Origin of the sequence: Mycobacterium pseudoshottsii JCM 15466, from assembly GCF_003584745.1 — a bacterium.
Taxonomy (GTDB): domain Bacteria; phylum Actinomycetota; class Actinomycetes; order Mycobacteriales; family Mycobacteriaceae; genus Mycobacterium; species Mycobacterium marinum.
Window position 1 is genome coordinate 827,046 of record NZ_AP018410.1, and the last position, 15,925, is coordinate 842,970.

A 15,925-nucleotide genomic window follows, 5' to 3' on the forward strand; every position below is an offset into this window, starting at 1 on the left:
GGCGCTACGGCATCCGCACGACCTCCCTGAGTCCGGTGCCGACAGCAGCAAGATTATTCAGTTGCGCACGGCGAAAAAGCCACTGATTTGCTCAAAAAAATCTGGGTTTCTTAATCCCGCCGGATTCGACTCGGAGTGCCGTCGGCATGCTCCAGGGTTTGGGGCAAACACGCGACGTTGACATGCGCGTTGTGCGCACCTATCGCCGAGCGAAATTCATCCAGGTATAAATGAAACTGTCAAAAATGTCGTCGAACGAGGCAAATTCGAGCACCGCAAGTGTGAACGGCTTTCGGTGTTGGCTACGGGCCTGGCGCGCGCGGGCCCGCCATCGTTGCGCGTGAGGTTCATGCCCCAGCAACCAGCGGCACCGCGCGGGCTCGAACGAGGGCGCGTTGTGCGCCAAGTCGCCCCAGGCCGGCGAACGGACCGCCATTGCGTCGGCGATGGGGATGCTCCCGGTCGGTCGTGCGGGTGGAGGTAGCCGCGTCATTCAAGCGACTGGATCAGCCAAAATATTCATCAGTGTCGGCGCCGAATGGTGCAGTGCCCCATGGCTCCAGGGTGCCGGTACTCGAAGCTGGTTCTAGAACAATGCTCTAATCGGTAGGTGTTGGGCGCGCTGTGCCACGCGACCGTGGGCGGTCCGCGCACCCCCGCGTGACGGTTCGTGTCGGGTGGTCGCAGGTATCGCCTGGCCAGGTGATCTGGCCGCTGACGACGGCGCCTGCATCGGTCCCGTCACGCGCATTGTCAGGGCTCGGAAATGTTGGAGATTGGGCCGCCCGCCGAGCGCGGCGGATTGGGGAGTGTGGTGCGGCCAGCCCCAGGGCTCCGGCGTTGTTGATTAGCAGGCTTGTGAGCTGGGTTGATGATCTTTGGTGCCGCGCTATTGGGGCCGGAGTGTAGGCACGGGCTATCTGGAGAACGATCGAGTTGGTTACTGTTCGTCGTTGGTCTGGAGTTGCCCGTGCCTACCGTTTCAGTATTGCCTGTGTCGTCGGTTCCAGAGGTGTTCGACCGCTGGAGTCCTGGTGAGCGCAGCGAGCTCATCGGATCGGAGTTTCTCGATGTGTTGGCCTCGGTGCCAGACCCGAGGGACCCACGCGGTCGGAGGTATTCGCTGATGGCTTTGTTGGCGATCGCGGTTCTGGCCACTGCCGCGGGGATGCGCGGCTATGCTGGTTTTGCCACATGGGCGGCCACCGCTCCCGATGATGTGTTGGCCCAATTAGGGGTCCGGTTCCGGCGGCCCAGTGAGAAGACCTTCCGCGCTGTTTTGTCTCGGCTAGACCCCGCCGACCTCAACGCCAGGATAGGCAGTTACTTCACTGCACACGTGGCCAGCAGCGACCCCAGTGGATTGGTGCCGATCGCGTTGGACGGCAAGATGCTGCGTGGTGCTTTACGCGCCAAAGCGACAGCCACGCATCTCGTGTCGGTGTTCGCCCACCGTGCCCGATTGGTGCTCGGTCAACTCGCTGTCGCCGAGAAAAGCAATGAAATTCCCTGCGTACGCGCCCTGCTCACGCTGCTGCCGGGTAGCTTGCGGTGGCTGGTCACCGTGGATGCGATGCATACCCAGGTCGTCACCGCGAAGTTGATCTGCGCCACCTTGAAGTCGCACTACCTGATGATCGTCAAGCCCAACCAAGCCAAAATACTTGCGCGTATCACCGCGCTGCCCTGGGCCGAGGTGCCCACAGCCGCTACCGACGACTCCCGCGGCCACGGCCGTGTCGAGACCCGCACCCCGCAAATCATCACCGCTGCACGAGGAATCGGCTTCCCCTACGCAAAACAAATCATCCGGATCACTCGTGAACGCTTGATCACCGCCACCGACCAGCGCAGCGTGGAGGTGGTCTATGCCATCTGCAGCCTGCCGTTCGAGCACGCCCGCCCTACCGCGATCATGACCTGGATGCGTCAACACTGGGGAATCGAGAACAGCCTGCACTGGATACGCGACGTCACCTTCGACGAAGACCGTCAAAGGGCACATACCGGAAACGGCGCACAGGTCCTAGCAACGCTACGCAACACCGCGATCAATCTGCACCGCCTCAACGGCGCCGACAACATCGCCGAAGCCTGCCGGATCACCGCTTTGACCGCCAACCGCCGCCTAGACCTCCTCAATCCACAATTCCCCAGCTCACAAGCCTGCTAATCAACAACGCCGGAGCCCTGCGGCCAGCCCGAATCGAGGGGGCCGAATTCTGCGCGGCTGCCCTGTTCATTTCGGCGCCGTGGGCTTTGGTCAATATCGGCAACCGCGCCGTATCCGAGTGGCCAACGGTGATGCGCGTAGATATCCGGAGTGACACTAAATGGGCTGTGCGGCAGGAAGCGGAAACATTAACCCGGTATTGCGGCTTTTGTGAAAACAACCTGTGTTGGCGGATATTGATGGACGGCGAAATATGCGAGCCGCGGTGATCGGTTGTTGCACCCAGCGCTCAATTTCGGCCGCGCTCTCGATATCCGCCGCCGCGGGGCGAAACCAGACTAGGCGACTTGTTCTGGCTAGACGTGGATTGAGAACACCGCGATCGCCGACTCGCCAATCGGCGCACAACGGTAGCCGCCGCGCCGGAGCGCGTCGGTCGGGGTGGCCATCGATTCGAAGCAGATCACGTCCTCGGCGATCGGCGCGAAGATCTGCGCCGCGGGATACCCCTGTTCGAAGTGCACCTCCAGGCGGCGCCCGCCACCGGACGCGGTGAACACCGCTCCCTCGGTCACCTGGTCATAGCCGTCGTCAAAGGTGCCCTCGCCCAGGGGCGCTGTCTTCGCCGGCCGGTGGTCCGACTCGCCGGTGGGCAGTCCGCGCTGGTCGAGGCAGAGCTGCCGCAGCGGGGGTGTCTCGATGACCCACTCGGTGCGGGGCACACCCGGCAACTGCAGATACGGGTGGAAGCCGAAGCACAACGGCACGGCCGTGTCACCGGTTGGGGTCACCGTGGTGCGCAGTGTCAGCACCCGTTCGGCCAGCCGCGCCGTCAACGACAGCACGTGCGGATACGGAAAGCTGGCCAGCAGCACCGGGTCGGCCCCGAAGTCCAGCTCTGCGGTGAGCTCGTTGCCCGATTGAGCCGTGACCCGCCAGCCGGGATAGGCGGCCAGGACCCCATGGATCGGCAAGCCGGCGGGGTCCACCCGAACCCCGTTTGCGCCGGGGTTCAGTGTTACCTCCTTGCCTTCGGCGTCATATGTGTTCTCGCCCAGTCGATTTGCCCAGGGGTACAGAATCGGTATTCCCATTGTCTTGCCCGCGGCAAGGTAGCCGTCCAGGCCGCGCCGTTGGCCGAGCAGTTGCACTCCGGCGTCGGTCAGCGAGGTGCCGATCATTCCAGCCGCGGGCACGAACTGTGCTTCCACCGATGACAACGGGTCGCGCAGAGTTGCGGCATGCACGCCGGCCAGACTAGCGTGCGTGCCCCGCTGCGGTGGCTGAGCGCGGGGCCTTTCCTGGTAGTCGTGGCTTGCCGCTAGGGCAGTGGATCATGCTGGATGTGTTCGCGCGGAGCGCCTTTGGCGATCAGTGCGGCCTTGGTGGTGCGAACCATGGCCGGCCCGCCGCAGATCAGGATTTGCCGATCGCCCCAGTTGCCGTAGTTGGTGACCACTTCGGCCAGCCGGCCGGTCTGGCGCACGTGCAGGCCGCGCGGCGGTGATACATCGGGATAGTCGGTGGCCCAGGACGGGTCGAGTTTGTATTCGGCGACTGGAGAAACCGAAAGCCACGGGTTGTGCGCCGCAACCTGCCAAAGCGTGCGCAGGTCATAGAGTTCGCAGAAGTAGCGCGCGCCGAAAAACAGGTGCACTCGTGGATTCTCGACAAAGCGGCCCATATCCAAAATCAGCGCCCGCAACGGGGCCAGACCGGTGCTGCCGGCGACCATGAGCACGTCACCGCCGGTGCGGTCGACGTGCAAGCCGCCGTGCGGGCTCGCCAAGCGCCACCGGTCGCCGGTCCGAGTTTCGTTGACCATCGCGGTGCTGACCAGCCCGCCGGGTACTACGCGGACATGGAATTCGATCCGCCCTTCGAGGTCGGCCGGAATGGCGGGGCTGAGGTAACGCCAGCGACGCGGACACTGCGGGACTTGGACATTGACGTATTGGCCGGGGTGATAGGGCATTGGGTGGTCCAGTTGCAGCCTGATCACCGCCAGATCGCGCGACGCCGGGATGTGCTCGATTACCGTTGCGTCCCACCACGCGGGTCCGTCCTCGGAATCGGCCGCGCCGCTCATCACCCCGACGATCAGATTGAGAGATTGCTCAGCGGCGCGCGCGACCGAATCGGTCCAGGAACTGCCGAGATGACTGCGCAACGTGGTCTGCAGGGCGCGCCGCAACGTCTCGTATTGGGTTGGCTGCACACCGTATTTGCGGTGATCCCGGCCGAGCTGTGCCAGGAAGGCAATCGGCTCCTCGGCGCGCTGTGCGACGAGCTCGCTGTACACCCAGCGCAGCGCACGTGTGAAAGCTGCGCGCTGGCCGCTCATTTCGGGTGGGAACAAGTCGCGCACCGAACTGTCCAGGGAAAACCAGTTGGTGTAGAAGCTGCGGACGAGTTCGCTGGATTGCGTTTTGTGGTCTAAGTCGGGTTGCGGTGCGAAGGCGTCCCGCAGCACCCGCAGCGCGTCTCGGTCCTCAAGGCCCACGGACCACGATTCTAGGCTTGCCGGGACGCACCGGGGATCGCGATTGGGCTACTGGCGCGCGGTGCACGGCCCAAGGTGGTCCGCGGTGCCGCTGGAACTCGCAGCTAGTCGCCGATGAGAGATGGTCATGCGGGGCCCACCCGACCCCGCGCCGCCATGCCCGCCGGGGTTGCCGAGCTATTTGCCGGGCGCTGGCCGGTAGGTCGGACCCGCCCTGGATTACCGGCAGACAAAAAAGCTAGAGTTGAGCGGAACGGACTCAATCTTGACGGCGTTGCACAACCCGAGAACCATTTTTTCAGATACTTACCCCGAACGGAGCTGTCGTGGATTCTTTCAACCCGACCACCAAGACGCAGGCGGCCCTGACGTCGGCTCTGCAGGCGGCTTCGGCTGCCGGCAATCCCGAAATTCGGCCGGCGCATCTGCTGATGGCCCTGTTGACGCAGGCCGATGGCATAGCCGCGCCGCTGCTCGAGGCCGTTGGCGTCGACCCCGCCACCATCCGCACCGAGGCGCAGCGCCTAGTTGACCGGTTGCCGCAGGCCAGTGGGGCCAGCACGCAGCCGCAGTTATCCCGCGAGTCACTGGCCGCCATCACCACCGCCCAGCAACTGGCTACCGAGATGGACGACGAGTACGTCTCCACCGAGCACGTGCTGGTCGGGCTGGCCACCGGCGACTCCGAGGTCGCCAAGCTATTGACCGGGCACGGAGCCTTGCCGCAGGCTCTGCGCGAGGCGTTCGTCAAGGTACGCGGTAGCGCCCGGGTGACCAGCCCCGAACCGGAAGCGACGTACCAGGCGCTGGAGAAATACTCGACCGACCTGACCGCGCGGGCCCGTGAAGGAAAGCTCGACCCGGTGATCGGGCGAGACAACGAGATTCGCCGCGTGGTTCAGGTCCTGTCGCGGCGCACCAAGAACAACCCGGTGCTCATCGGTGAACCCGGCGTCGGCAAGACCGCGATCGTGGAGGGTCTGGCCCAGCGCATCGTGGCCGGCGACGTCCCAGAGAGTCTGCGTGACAAGACGATCGTCGCGCTGGACCTCGGCTCGATGGTGGCCGGCTCGAAGTACCGGGGTGAATTCGAGGAGCGGCTCAAGGCCGTCCTCGACGACATCAAGAACTCGGCCGGGCAGATCATCACCTTCATCGACGAGCTGCACACCATCGTCGGTGCCGGCGCGACCGGTGAAGGTGCGATGGACGCCGGCAACATGATCAAGCCCATGCTGGCCCGCGGCGAGCTCCGGTTGGTCGGTGCCACCACGCTCGACGAGTACCGCAAGCACATCGAGAAGGACGCCGCACTGGAACGCCGCTTCCAGCAGGTGTACGTCGGTGAGCCCTCGGCGGAGGACACCATCGGCATTCTGCGCGGACTCAAGGACCGCTACGAGGTGCACCATGGCGTCCGGATCACCGACTCCGCGCTGGTGGCCGCCGCGACGCTGTCCGACCGCTACATCACCGCGCGGTTCCTGCCGGACAAGGCCATCGACCTCGTTGACGAGGCTGCCAGCCGGCTGCGGATGGAAATCGATTCGCGCCCCGTCGAGATCGACGAGGTCGAGCGGCTGGTGCGCCGGCTGGAGATCGAAGAAATGGCGCTGTCCAAGGAAGAGGATGACGCCTCCAAAGATCGGCTGGAAAAGCTGCGCGCCGAGCTGGCCGACAAGAAAGAAGAGCTGGCAGAACTCACGACCAGATGGCAGAACGAGAAGAACTCCATCGAGATCGTCCGCGAGCTCAAAGAGCAGTTGGACGCCCTGCGTGGGGAATCCGAGCGCGCTGAGCGCGATGGTGACCTGGCCAAGGCAGCCGAGCTGCGCTACGGGCGCATACCGGAGATGGAGAAGAAGCTCGACGCTGCCGTGCCGCACGCGCAAGCCCGAGAGCAGGTGATGCTCAAGGAAGAGGTCGGTCCCGACGACATCGCCGAGGTGGTGTCGGCATGGACCGGCATTCCCGCCGGACGCATGCTCGAAGGCGAGACGGCCAAGCTGCTGCGAATGGAAGACGAGCTGGGCCACCGCGTCATCGGGCAGAAGAAGGCAGTGCAGGCCGTCTCTGACGCCGTGCGGCGCTCTCGGGCCGGGGTCGCCGACCCCAACCGGCCGACCGGCTCGTTCATGTTCCTCGGCCCCACCGGTGTCGGCAAGACCGAGCTGGCCAAGGCGCTGGCGGAGTTCTTGTTCGACGACGAGCGCGCGATGGTGCGCATCGACATGAGCGAGTACGGCGAGAAGCACTCGGTGGCCCGCCTCGTCGGGGCCCCTCCCGGCTACATCGGTTACGACCAGGGCGGTCAGCTGACCGAGGCGGTGCGGCGGCGTCCCTACACGGTGATCCTGTTCGACGAGATCGAGAAGGCCCACCCGGACGTGTTCGACGTGCTGCTGCAGGTTCTCGACGAGGGCCGGCTGACCGACGGGCAGGGCCGTACGGTCGACTTCCGCAACACCATCCTGATCTTGACGTCCAACCTCGGGTCGGGCGGCACCCCGGACCAGGTGATGGCGGCGGTGCGGGCGGCCTTCAAGCCGGAGTTCATCAACCGGCTCGACGATGTGCTGATCTTCGACGCCCTCAACCCCGACGAACTGGTGCAGATCGTCGACATCCAGCTCCAACAGCTGGACAAGCGGCTGGCCCAGCGTCGTCTGCAACTCGAGGTGTCGCTGCCGGCCAAGGAATGGCTGGCGCAGCGCGGATTCGACCCCGTGTACGGCGCCCGCCCGTTGCGCCGGTTGGTGCAACAGGCGATCGGCGACCAGTTGGCCAAGATGCTGCTGGCCGGTCAGGTGCACGACGGCGACACGGTGCCGGTCAATGTCAGCGCCGACGGCGAGTCGCTGGTCCTCGGTTAAGTCGCAGGAGGTTTCGGGGCGGCGCCCAGCTCGAATTCTCGGGTCTGGGCGCCGGCCTCGATGACCGCCTGCAATCGCCGGCGGGTGTCCGGCAGCGCGAGCGTTTCGCGTAAGAGCTGATCCTCGATGCGCAGACCGGTAGTCAGATCTGTTCGCGGGTCCAGTGCGACGTCCACGGCGCGCTTGGCCGCCGCGATGGCCTCTTCGGGATACGACGCGATGCGCCCGGCGAGCTTGTCGACGAATCGCCACAGCTCCTCGCCCGGCAGCGCCCGATTGACATACCCCCAGGCCTGGGCCGTCGCAGCGTCGATGTCCCGGCATCCGAGGATCACCTCGAGCGCCCGTGCACGGCCGACCAGGTGCGGTAGCCGTTGGGTGCCGCCGCCCCCGGGGATGATGCCCACCGACACCTCGGGGTGGCCCAGCACCGTCGTGCCCAGCGCGGCGTAGCGCATGTCGAACGCCATCGCGAACTCGCAGCCGCCGCCGCGGCACGCGCCCTCGATGACGGCGATCGTGGCCTTGGGCAGGCCGCGCAACGCTTGCATGGCGGCATTGAATCGCGACAGCTCGTCATGGCGGGCGGTGTCGTCGGCCGGCAAGTCACTGATTAGCGAGACATCGGCGTGCGCGATGAAGAATTCCGGATCGGCCGAGTCGACGATCAACACCCGCACCTCGTTGTCGGCCGCGACTTGGTTGGTGAGGATTTCGATTTCGGTCAGCAGGTCAACGTCTAAGAGGTTGACCGGCGGGTGGTCGATGGTGGCCCGGCAAATCCCGTCGGCGCTGACGACTCGTAAGAGCCGGAAATCCTGGTGCATCCCTAGGCCTCCGAGAAATTCACGTACCGCCGATATTGCCATCGCCGTGCTGTCTGGCCATTACTGCGGCAAAGAGTTCGCCCATTGCGTCACCCGGGGAGCCCCTGCCGGCGTCGCGCACCAGGCCAAACTCCCGTCGCCGCGCACGCCGCCTTGCGATTCATCGCAAGGCGACAAACCTCACATCGGCTCACCCAAGGCTCACATCAGCGCACCGCAACGGGTGTCCAACCCGGCACATCAAACCCGAAAAGGCGGGTTACCGGGTGGGGGCAGGCCGGGGTATAAAGTCCTGTGATTGGGTTGTGACCTGCTCGGATTATTTACTGGGTCCGCAGAGCAGATAGGCTGTGCGGAATGGTCCCGCTTTGGTTCACGCTCTCCGCACTGTGCTTCGTCAGTGCGGTGGTGCTGTTATACGTCGACATCGATCGACGCCGCGGGCGCAGCAGACGTCGTAAGTCTTGGGCGCGGTCGCACGGATTTGACTACGAGCGCGAGTCGACCGACATTCTGCAGCGCTGGACGCGCGGCGTGATGTCCACGGTCGGCGAAGTCCCGGCCAAGAACGTGGTGCTTGGTCAGATTCGGGGCGAGGCCGTGTACATCTTCGATCTCGAGGAAGTCGCCACGGTGATCGCGCTGCACCGCAAGGTGGGCACCAACGTCGTGGTTGACCTGCGGCTCAAGGGCCTGAAGGAGCCGCGCGAGAGCGACATCTGGCTGCTCGGCGCGATCGGGCCGCGGATGGTGTATTCCACCAATCTCGATGCCGCCCGGCGGGCCTGCGACCGGCGCATGGTGACCTTCGCGCACACCGCTCCGGACTGTGCCGAAATCATGTGGAACGAGCAGAACTGGACGCTGGTCAGCATGCCAATCGCCAGCTCGCGCGCGCAGTGGGACGAGGGGCTGCGCACCGTGCGCCAGTTCAACGACCTGTTGCGGGTATTGCCGCCGCTGCCGCAGGAGAGCCCACAAGAGGCCGAGGAATCCGAGCCGGCCCAAAGCGGGAACCGCTCTTTGACTCCGTCCCGCCGCCCCGAGCTGCCGCCGCGGCGTGCTCAGGTCGATCCCGCGGCCGGCTTGTTGCCCGACGCGTCGCGCCGCACCCCCGAGCCGATGCGTCGCGAGGAGGGCCGTTCCGAGGGCTCCCGGCGGCCACCGCTGGGGGGCCGTAACGGCCAGCAGGCCACGAAGTACCAGCGCTAATAGCGCGCCGGGGACGCCAGCACCCGGTCAGTAGACTGACGCTCATGCCACGCCCCGTTGCGTTGATCACCGGGCCGACGTCCGGGATAGGCGCCGGCTATGCGCGCCGCTACGCCCAAGACGGTTACGACCTGATACTGGTTGCCCGCGACGTCGACCGGTTGAAGCAATTAGCGGTCGAGCTCGAGGACGATGCCGGCAACGTGGAGATACTGCCTGCCGATCTCGCCGACGCGGCCGGTCGCGACAAAGTCGCCGAGCGGCTCTCCCGTGGAGTCCGGGTGTTGGTGAACAATGCCGGGTTCGCCACCTCCGGGGAGTTCTGGGAAACCGAGCCCGCCGCTTTACAGGCACAGCTCGATGTCAACGTGACCGCGGTGATGCAGCTGACCCGGGCGGCGCTGCCGCCCATGCTGGCCGCCGGTGCGGGCACGGTGATCAACATCGCCAGCGTTGCCGGGCTGCTCTCCGGGCGGGGGTCTACCTATTCCGCGTCCAAGGCCTGGATCATCTCGTTCAGCGAAGGGCTCTCCACCGGGCTGGAGGGCACCGGCGTGGGCGTGCACGCCGTCTGCCCGGGCTATGTCCATACCGAATTTCACGCCCGGGCCGGTATCGACATGACCAAGTTGCCGTCGTTCATGTGGCTCGACGTTGACGATGTGATCCAGGAAAGCCTGGCCGACATCGCCGACGGCAAGGTGATCAGCATTCCGGGTGTGCAGTACAAGGCGCTGGTCGGTGCCGGACGAATGATTCCCCGAGGCCTGCTACGGGCCGTGATGAAACGAGTAGGTGGTGGTCGTGGCCGTACGTGAGCGTGAAGAGCTTGCCGAGCTGGTGCGCCAGCTGGCGGTCGTGCACGGCCGTGTCACGCTGTCGTCGGGGAAGGAAGCCGACTACTACGTCGACCTTCGCCGCGCGACGCTGCACCATCGGGCGGCGGCGCTGGTCGGCAGCCTGATGCGCGAACTGACCCAGGACTGGGACTATGCGGTCGTCGGGGGTCTGACCCTGGGGGCCGACCCGGTGGCGACCGCAATGATGCACGCACCGGGCCGCCCGATCGACGCCTTCGTGGTCCGTAAGGCCGCGAAAGTGCATGGCATGCAACGACTTATCGAAGGGTCCGAGGTATCGGGCAAGCAAGTGCTGGTGGTCGAAGACACCAGCACCACCGGCAATTCGGCGCTGACGGCGGTGCATGCCGTTCAAGATGCCGGAGGCGAGGTCATCGGCGTGGCCACCGTGGTGGACCGGGCCACCGGCGCGGCCGAGGCGATCCAAGCCGAAGGACTGCCGTACCGCAGTGTGCTGGGCCTTGCCGATCTGGGGCTGGGCTAGGCCGCCTGCCGTGCGTTTCCTGATTGCGCTGGCCATCGCTTTGTCCTGCTTGGTGGCCTGCTCGCGATCGGAGTCCGATCTGGTCTACGGCGCCCAGCGCGCGCGGTTCGGCCAGGCGCTGCCGGTGCTGGGCTGGAACATGCGGGTGTCGAATTTGCGCTGGTCGGGGGACTACGTACTGGTCAATGTCGACGCATCGCCGACCCAGCAGGACACACCCCACGCCAAACCCGAGGATGTTCGCTACGGCCTCTACGGAGCGCTATCGCACCCGATGGAGGCCAACGGCCTGGGCAGCTGCGACGACGCGATGACCAAGGTGCGCGACATTGGCTCGCCGCTCTCGGGGGCACAGGATCGGCTCCTTGGGACGGTGTGTCTGGGCCCGCTCACCGATCGCAGCGCGGTCCGCGGTGTCTACGCGTATTCACCTCATGACCGGATCGCCAAGACCGCGGCCGCCTATCCGGCTGCCTTTCCGGTGGGAATGCTGCCGACCAACCAAAACGACACCGGTCTTACGGTCAAGACCACCAGCCTGTCGGCATGGCGTGCGGACGGTACGCCGCTGACCAAGGCGCAGCTCGGCGACCCGGCGGCCTTCACCGGCAACGGGTTCATGCTGCTCGGCTTGCAGGTGGACGCCCTGGCGGCCCGCTATCGCGACGACTCCGCCGCCCGCGGCGGTCCGATGATGTTGCTCACCTCGCCGACGCTGCCCGGCCGGGGGCTCAGCCCGTCCTGTGCGGTCTACGGTTCCTCGGTGCTGATCCTGCCGGACGCATCGATGGACGCGGTGCAGGTCAACGCGTCGCTGTGCACGCAAGGCGAAATCAACGACGCGCTGCTGTATGCCACGGTGGCGGTGGTGGGTACGCATGCCGCGGTGTGGACGTCGCGATGAGCGAACCTGGTCCCACCGAATGGGGGGCGTCGGCCGCCGGTGTCGGCCCGTGGCCGGGTGAACACCCGGACGACCCGAGATACGACCCGGACCTGCTGCGCGACGGCGATGCCCGCAATGTCGTCGATGCCTACCGGTATTGGACGCGCGAGGCGATCGTTGCCGACATCGACAAGCGGCGGCACCCGCTACACATCGCGATCGAGAACTTCGGCCACGATGCCAACATCGGCTCGGTGGTGCGTACCGCCAACGCGTTTGCGGTGGACACCGTGCACATCGTGGGGCGTCGGCGCTGGAACCGGCGCGGCGCCATGGTGACCGATCGCTACCAGCGGTTGCGCCACCATGACAGCATTGCGGAGTTGCTGGAGTTCGCCGTGGGGGCCGGGTTGACCGTGGTGGCGGTGGACAACGTGCCCGGAGCGGCGCGACTCGAAGAGACCACGCTGCCGCGGGATTGCCTGTTGGTGTTCGGCCAGGAAGGGCCCGGCATCACCGACGACACCCGGGTCGGGGCCGTGGTCACCGTGTCGATCGCCCAGTTTGGCTCAACACGCAGCATTAACGCCGGAGTTGCGGCAGGGATCGCGATGCACGCCTGGATCCGCCAGCACGGAGACCTCTCACACGCCTGGTGAGTGACTCGACGCTGCGCTGACGGCTTCGAGTGTGCGCCGGCGGCGAGCATTTCGTGATTCCACCGCCCCCGGCGCACTGTCAAGGCCCAGGACGCGCATTCGGCGGGATCAGCGCGGTTGCGAAGGCCTCATCTTGAACGAGATCTCGAGCTTGATGCGATAAGTGATCTTCCCGCTGGAATCCACCGCCATGTCCTGCTCGATGACCCGGGCTACGCGGATGTCATCGACGCTTTCCCGCGCTCGCTGCACCGCTTCGGCCGCGGCCTGCTCCCATGACGTGGGGCTGGTCCCGATGATGTCGATCACCTTGTACACGCTCATGGGGGTAAAGCGTATAGCTAACTCCACAGCGTGACGTGCACCTTCGGCCGGAACCGCGTCACACCGACCCCGCTGCCCCGGATCATGGCTTGAATGCACCTCGGCGTGGTGATGAAGCGGACCAGCTCAGACACCGCGGGTTGACGTGCGGCCGGCGGCAGGGTCGCCACGCACCACTCACCCGCCTTGTCCAGCCCCGGACTCGTCACGTGCACCAGCCGCCCCGCGGCAAGGTCCTTGGCGACCGCAAATCCGATGGTCAGCGTCGCGCCACCAACGCGCATCACCTCTTCCAGCGCGGCGGCGTCGCTCTGGAAGATGCGCTGCTGTGACTCCGGAATCGCCAAGTCGCGCAACATGGTTGCGATCTCACCGGCCACGCTTCCCGCCGGTGGGCCAAGCATCCACTGTTGCTGGCGCAGCAGGGAGGGCGTTGGAATCCCCACGGCCAGTGGGCTGTTGGGTGCCACGACGGTGATGATCTGGTACTTCAGGAATGGCCGCACGAACAACGAGGTGTCCGAACCGATCGAACTCTCGCTGGCCGGGCCGATCGCGATGTCCACCGCCCGCGAGCAGATCAGATCGCGGAATTGGCTGGTGGGATGCACGCTCAACTCGACGGAGAGGTCGTCGGCTCGCGACGAGAACAGCTCGATCAGCCCCGGCGCCGCGTGCTCGGCGAAAGTGCTGGACGCCGCGATGCGCAACAACCGGCGGCCATGAGCCGCCTCGGTGACCTCGATCGCCGTTTGCTGCTGCAGCCCCAGGATCTCCACCGCGCGACTGGCCAGCCGCAGGCCGCCAGGAGTGAACGCCAGCCCCGCGCCGGTCCTGGTGAACAGCGGGTCGTCGAGTTCTTTGCGCAATGCCGCGACGTGCATCGAGACGCCGCCATCCGAGAGGCCGAGTTCGGTGGCGGCAGCCCGCACCGAGCCCAAGCGCACCACCGCCGAATAGGCCCGAAGTTGAGCCGGGGTCACGAGTTTGAGCTTACTTTGGGATGTGTGCGGGATGTGCTTACCGACCTGATAACGATCTGGCGCGCGGGTGACACGGCCGGCCTGGCCACGGTGGTTCGCACATTGCGCTCGGCGCCCCGGCCTCCGGGCGCGTCGATGGTGGTGGCGCCGGATGGTTCGGTGAGCGGCTCGGTGTCGGGTGGCTGTGTGGAGGGCGCGGTATACGAGAGCGCCGGCGAGGTGACGCGCACCGGCATACCGAGGCTGGAGCGCTACGGTGTCAGCGACGACGACGCGTTCGCGGTGGGCCTGACGTGCGGCGGCATCATCGACATCTTCATCGAAGCCGTCTCGCCGGCGACGTTTCCCGAGCTGGTCGCGGTGGCCGAGGATATCGCGGCCCATGTGCCGGTCGCTGTCGCCACCGTCATCGCGCACCCGGACCCGCAGTGGGTAGGCCGCCGGCTGGTGGTCCGGACCGACCCCAGCAGGCCGACGGCGGGATCGCTGGGATCGGTGCGTGCCGACGCTGCGGTCACCGATGATGCGCGGGGTCTGCTCGCCCTGGGGCGTAGCGAAATCCTCAAGTACGGGCCCGACGGGCAGCGGCGCGGCGAAGGGATGGAGATCTTCGTATCCAGCTTCGCGCCGCGCCCGCGGATGCTGGTGTTCGGTGCCATCGACTTCGCCGCGGCGCTGGCCCGGCAGGGTTCGTTTCTTGGCTACCGGGTTACCGTCTGCGGCGCCCGCGCGGTGTTCGCGACGCGGGCGCGCTTCCCGACGGCCGACGAGGTTGTCGTCGAATGGCCCAGCCGGTATCTCGCCGCCGAGGTGCAGGCGGGTGCCATCGACGAACGCACGGTGATCTGCGTGCTCACTCATGATCCGAAGTTCGATGTCCCGGTGCTTGAGGTAGCGCTGCGCCTGCCCCGGATCGGCTACATCGGGGCGATGGGATCACGCCAAACCCATGACGATCGGATGAGCCGGCTGCGCGCGGCGGGGCTGACCGACGCCGAGCTGAGCCAGTTGTCCAGCCCGATCGGCCTGGATCTGGGAGCCCGCACCCCAGAGGAGACCGCGGTCTCGATCGCGGCCGACATCATCGCCCGGCGTTGGGGCGGCGGTGGCCGCCCGTTGGCCGAGACATCGGGGCGCATCCACCGAGATCTGCAGGTCGCAGACGATTTCGAAGCAAGTGCGGGCTAAGTTCAACGATTACTTAATTCGATATTGACGGCCATTTCGGGCGGGGCCGACACTTTCGACATGCAAGTACCTGGGCCCTTCGAATACGAGCGTGCGACCAGCGTCGATCACGCCATCGGACTATTGGACCGGTTGGGGGAGGGGGAGCGCCTCGTCGCCGGCGGCCACAGCCTGCTGCCGATGATGAAGCTGCGGATCGCAAACCCCGAGTACCTGGTCGATATCAATGACCTGGCGCCAGAGCTGGGGTACCTGATCACCGATCCGACGCTAGTGCGCATCGGGGCGATGGCCCGTCATCGCGAGATCCTCGAGTCCGAGGCGCTGGCGGCGGTGTGCCCGATCTTCCGCGACGCCGAGCGGGTGATCGCCGACCCGGTGGTGCGCAATCGCGGCACCCTGGGGGGTTCGCTGTGTCAGGCCGACCCGGCCGAGGACCTGTCGACGGTCTGCACCGTGCTGGACGCGGTGTGCCTGGCCCGCGGGTCCTCGGGGGAGCGTGAGATCGCCATCGACGAATTCCAGGCCGGGCCCTACGAGACCACCCTGGCCCCGAGCGAGATGCTGGTCGAGGTTCGCATCCCGGTCCGGCACAACACGTCCAGCGCCTACGCGAAGGTGGAGCGGCGGGTCGGTGATTGGGCGGTGACGGCGGCCGGGGCGGCCGTCACGCTGAACAACGACACCATTACCGCCGCCCGGGTCCGGATTGACCGCGGTCAATCCGGACCCGGCCGCGCTGGCCGAACTCGCGGCGGCGCTGGTTGGTCGGCCGGCCAATGAAGACACGTTCGCCGAAGCGGGCCGCCGTGCCGGGCAGGCATGCGAGCCGGTCACCGACATCCGTGGCACCGCCGACTACAAGCGGCATCTGGCCGCGGAACTGACCATTCGAACCCTGCGCAGCGCCGTCGGGCGAGTGCGCAACCAGCCGGCACCGGAAGGGAACTAAT

At 66.2% G+C, this 15,925-nt stretch carries 13 protein-coding genes and 1 pseudogene; 9 read left to right on the plus strand and 5 right to left on the minus strand.

Annotation, left to right across the window (positions count from 1 at the left end; genetic code table 11):
* Positions 1 to 970 precede the first annotated feature (970 nt).
* On the plus strand, positions 971 to 2,173 hold the full coding sequence (locus MPSD_RS03755) for an ISAs1-like element IS2404/ISMul1 family transposase (protein ID WP_420811866.1): 1,203 nt from the start codon (positions 971 to 973) through the stop codon (positions 2,171 to 2,173).
* 356 nt (positions 2,174 to 2,529) lie between these two features.
* Here the strand turns inward: MPSD_RS03755 and MPSD_RS03760 are convergent, their stop codons facing one another.
* A complete protein-coding gene (locus MPSD_RS03760) occupies positions 2,530 to 3,420 on the minus strand; it encodes an aldose 1-epimerase (RefSeq protein WP_020788849.1) in 891 nt (296 codons plus the stop codon).
* Positions 3,421 to 3,494: 74 nt separating this feature from the next.
* A complete protein-coding gene (locus tag MPSD_RS03765) occupies positions 3,495 to 4,676 on the minus strand; it encodes an FAD-binding oxidoreductase (RefSeq protein ID WP_086085724.1) in 1,182 nt (393 codons plus the stop codon).
* Between the two features lie 326 nt (positions 4,677 to 5,002).
* On the opposite strand from MPSD_RS03765, the gene clpB reads away from it, so the two are divergent.
* Complete coding sequence (clpB, locus tag MPSD_RS03770) at positions 5,003 to 7,549, plus strand: ATP-dependent chaperone ClpB (RefSeq protein WP_086085725.1); 2,547 nt, start codon at positions 5,003 to 5,005, stop codon at positions 7,547 to 7,549.
* Here the strand turns inward: clpB and MPSD_RS03775 are convergent.
* Entirely contained in the window at positions 7,546 to 8,376 is an 831-nt protein-coding gene (locus MPSD_RS03775) for an enoyl-CoA hydratase/isomerase family protein (RefSeq protein WP_015354346.1), read from the minus strand. The genes clpB and MPSD_RS03775 overlap by 4 nt on opposite strands.
* A 357-nt stretch (positions 8,377 to 8,733) precedes the next feature.
* On the opposite strand from MPSD_RS03775, the gene ttfA reads away from it, so the two are divergent.
* Genes ttfA through MPSD_RS03800 form a run of 5 tightly spaced genes read left to right on the plus strand, consistent with a single transcriptional unit; the run spans position 8,734 to position 12,477 of the window.
* Entirely contained in the window at positions 8,734 to 9,588 is an 855-nt protein-coding gene (ttfA, locus tag MPSD_RS03780) for a trehalose monomycolate transport factor TtfA (RefSeq protein ID WP_012392606.1), read from the plus strand.
* Positions 9,589 to 9,632: 44 nt separating this feature from the next.
* Positions 9,633 to 10,406: an SDR family NAD(P)-dependent oxidoreductase gene (locus MPSD_RS03785; protein ID WP_015354347.1), complete on the plus strand. Its 774-nt coding sequence runs from the start codon at positions 9,633 to 9,635 to the stop codon at positions 10,404 to 10,406.
* Positions 10,393 to 10,932: an orotate phosphoribosyltransferase gene (pyrE, locus tag MPSD_RS03790; protein ID WP_015354348.1), complete on the plus strand. Its 540-nt coding sequence runs from the start codon at positions 10,393 to 10,395 to the stop codon at positions 10,930 to 10,932. Before MPSD_RS03785 ends, pyrE begins: the two co-directional genes overlap by 14 nt.
* 10 nt (positions 10,933 to 10,942) lie before the next feature.
* A complete protein-coding gene (locus tag MPSD_RS03795) occupies positions 10,943 to 11,836 on the plus strand; it encodes a hypothetical protein (RefSeq protein ID WP_020727971.1) in 894 nt (297 codons plus the stop codon).
* Positions 11,833 to 12,477, plus strand: a complete 645-nt coding sequence (locus MPSD_RS03800; RefSeq protein WP_015354350.1) for a TrmH family RNA methyltransferase — start codon at positions 11,833 to 11,835, stop codon at positions 12,475 to 12,477. Before MPSD_RS03795 ends, MPSD_RS03800 begins: the two co-directional genes overlap by 4 nt.
* Before the next feature lie 108 nt (positions 12,478 to 12,585).
* Here MPSD_RS03800 and secE2 read toward each other — a convergent pair whose 3' ends face one another.
* Together secE2 and MPSD_RS03810 are read right to left on the minus strand one after the other, a co-directional pair.
* Positions 12,586 to 12,801: a calcium dodecin gene (gene secE2 / locus MPSD_RS03805; RefSeq protein ID WP_012392611.1), complete on the minus strand. Its 216-nt coding sequence runs from the start codon at positions 12,799 to 12,801 to the stop codon at positions 12,586 to 12,588.
* A gap of 17 nt (positions 12,802 to 12,818) precedes the next feature.
* Positions 12,819 to 13,784, minus strand: a complete 966-nt coding sequence (locus MPSD_RS03810) for a LysR family transcriptional regulator (RefSeq protein WP_020788844.1) — start codon at positions 13,782 to 13,784, stop codon at positions 12,819 to 12,821.
* A gap of 24 nt (positions 13,785 to 13,808) precedes the next feature.
* Between MPSD_RS03810 and MPSD_RS03815 the strand changes: the two genes are divergently transcribed.
* Positions 13,809 to 14,972: an XdhC family protein gene (locus MPSD_RS03815; protein WP_036426960.1), complete on the plus strand. Its 1,164-nt coding sequence runs from the start codon at positions 13,809 to 13,811 to the stop codon at positions 14,970 to 14,972.
* Positions 14,973 to 15,032: 60 nt separating this feature from the next.
* Positions 15,033 to 15,924 (plus strand): annotated as a pseudogene (locus MPSD_RS03820) (FAD binding domain-containing protein).
* Position 15,925 lies beyond the last annotated feature (1 nt).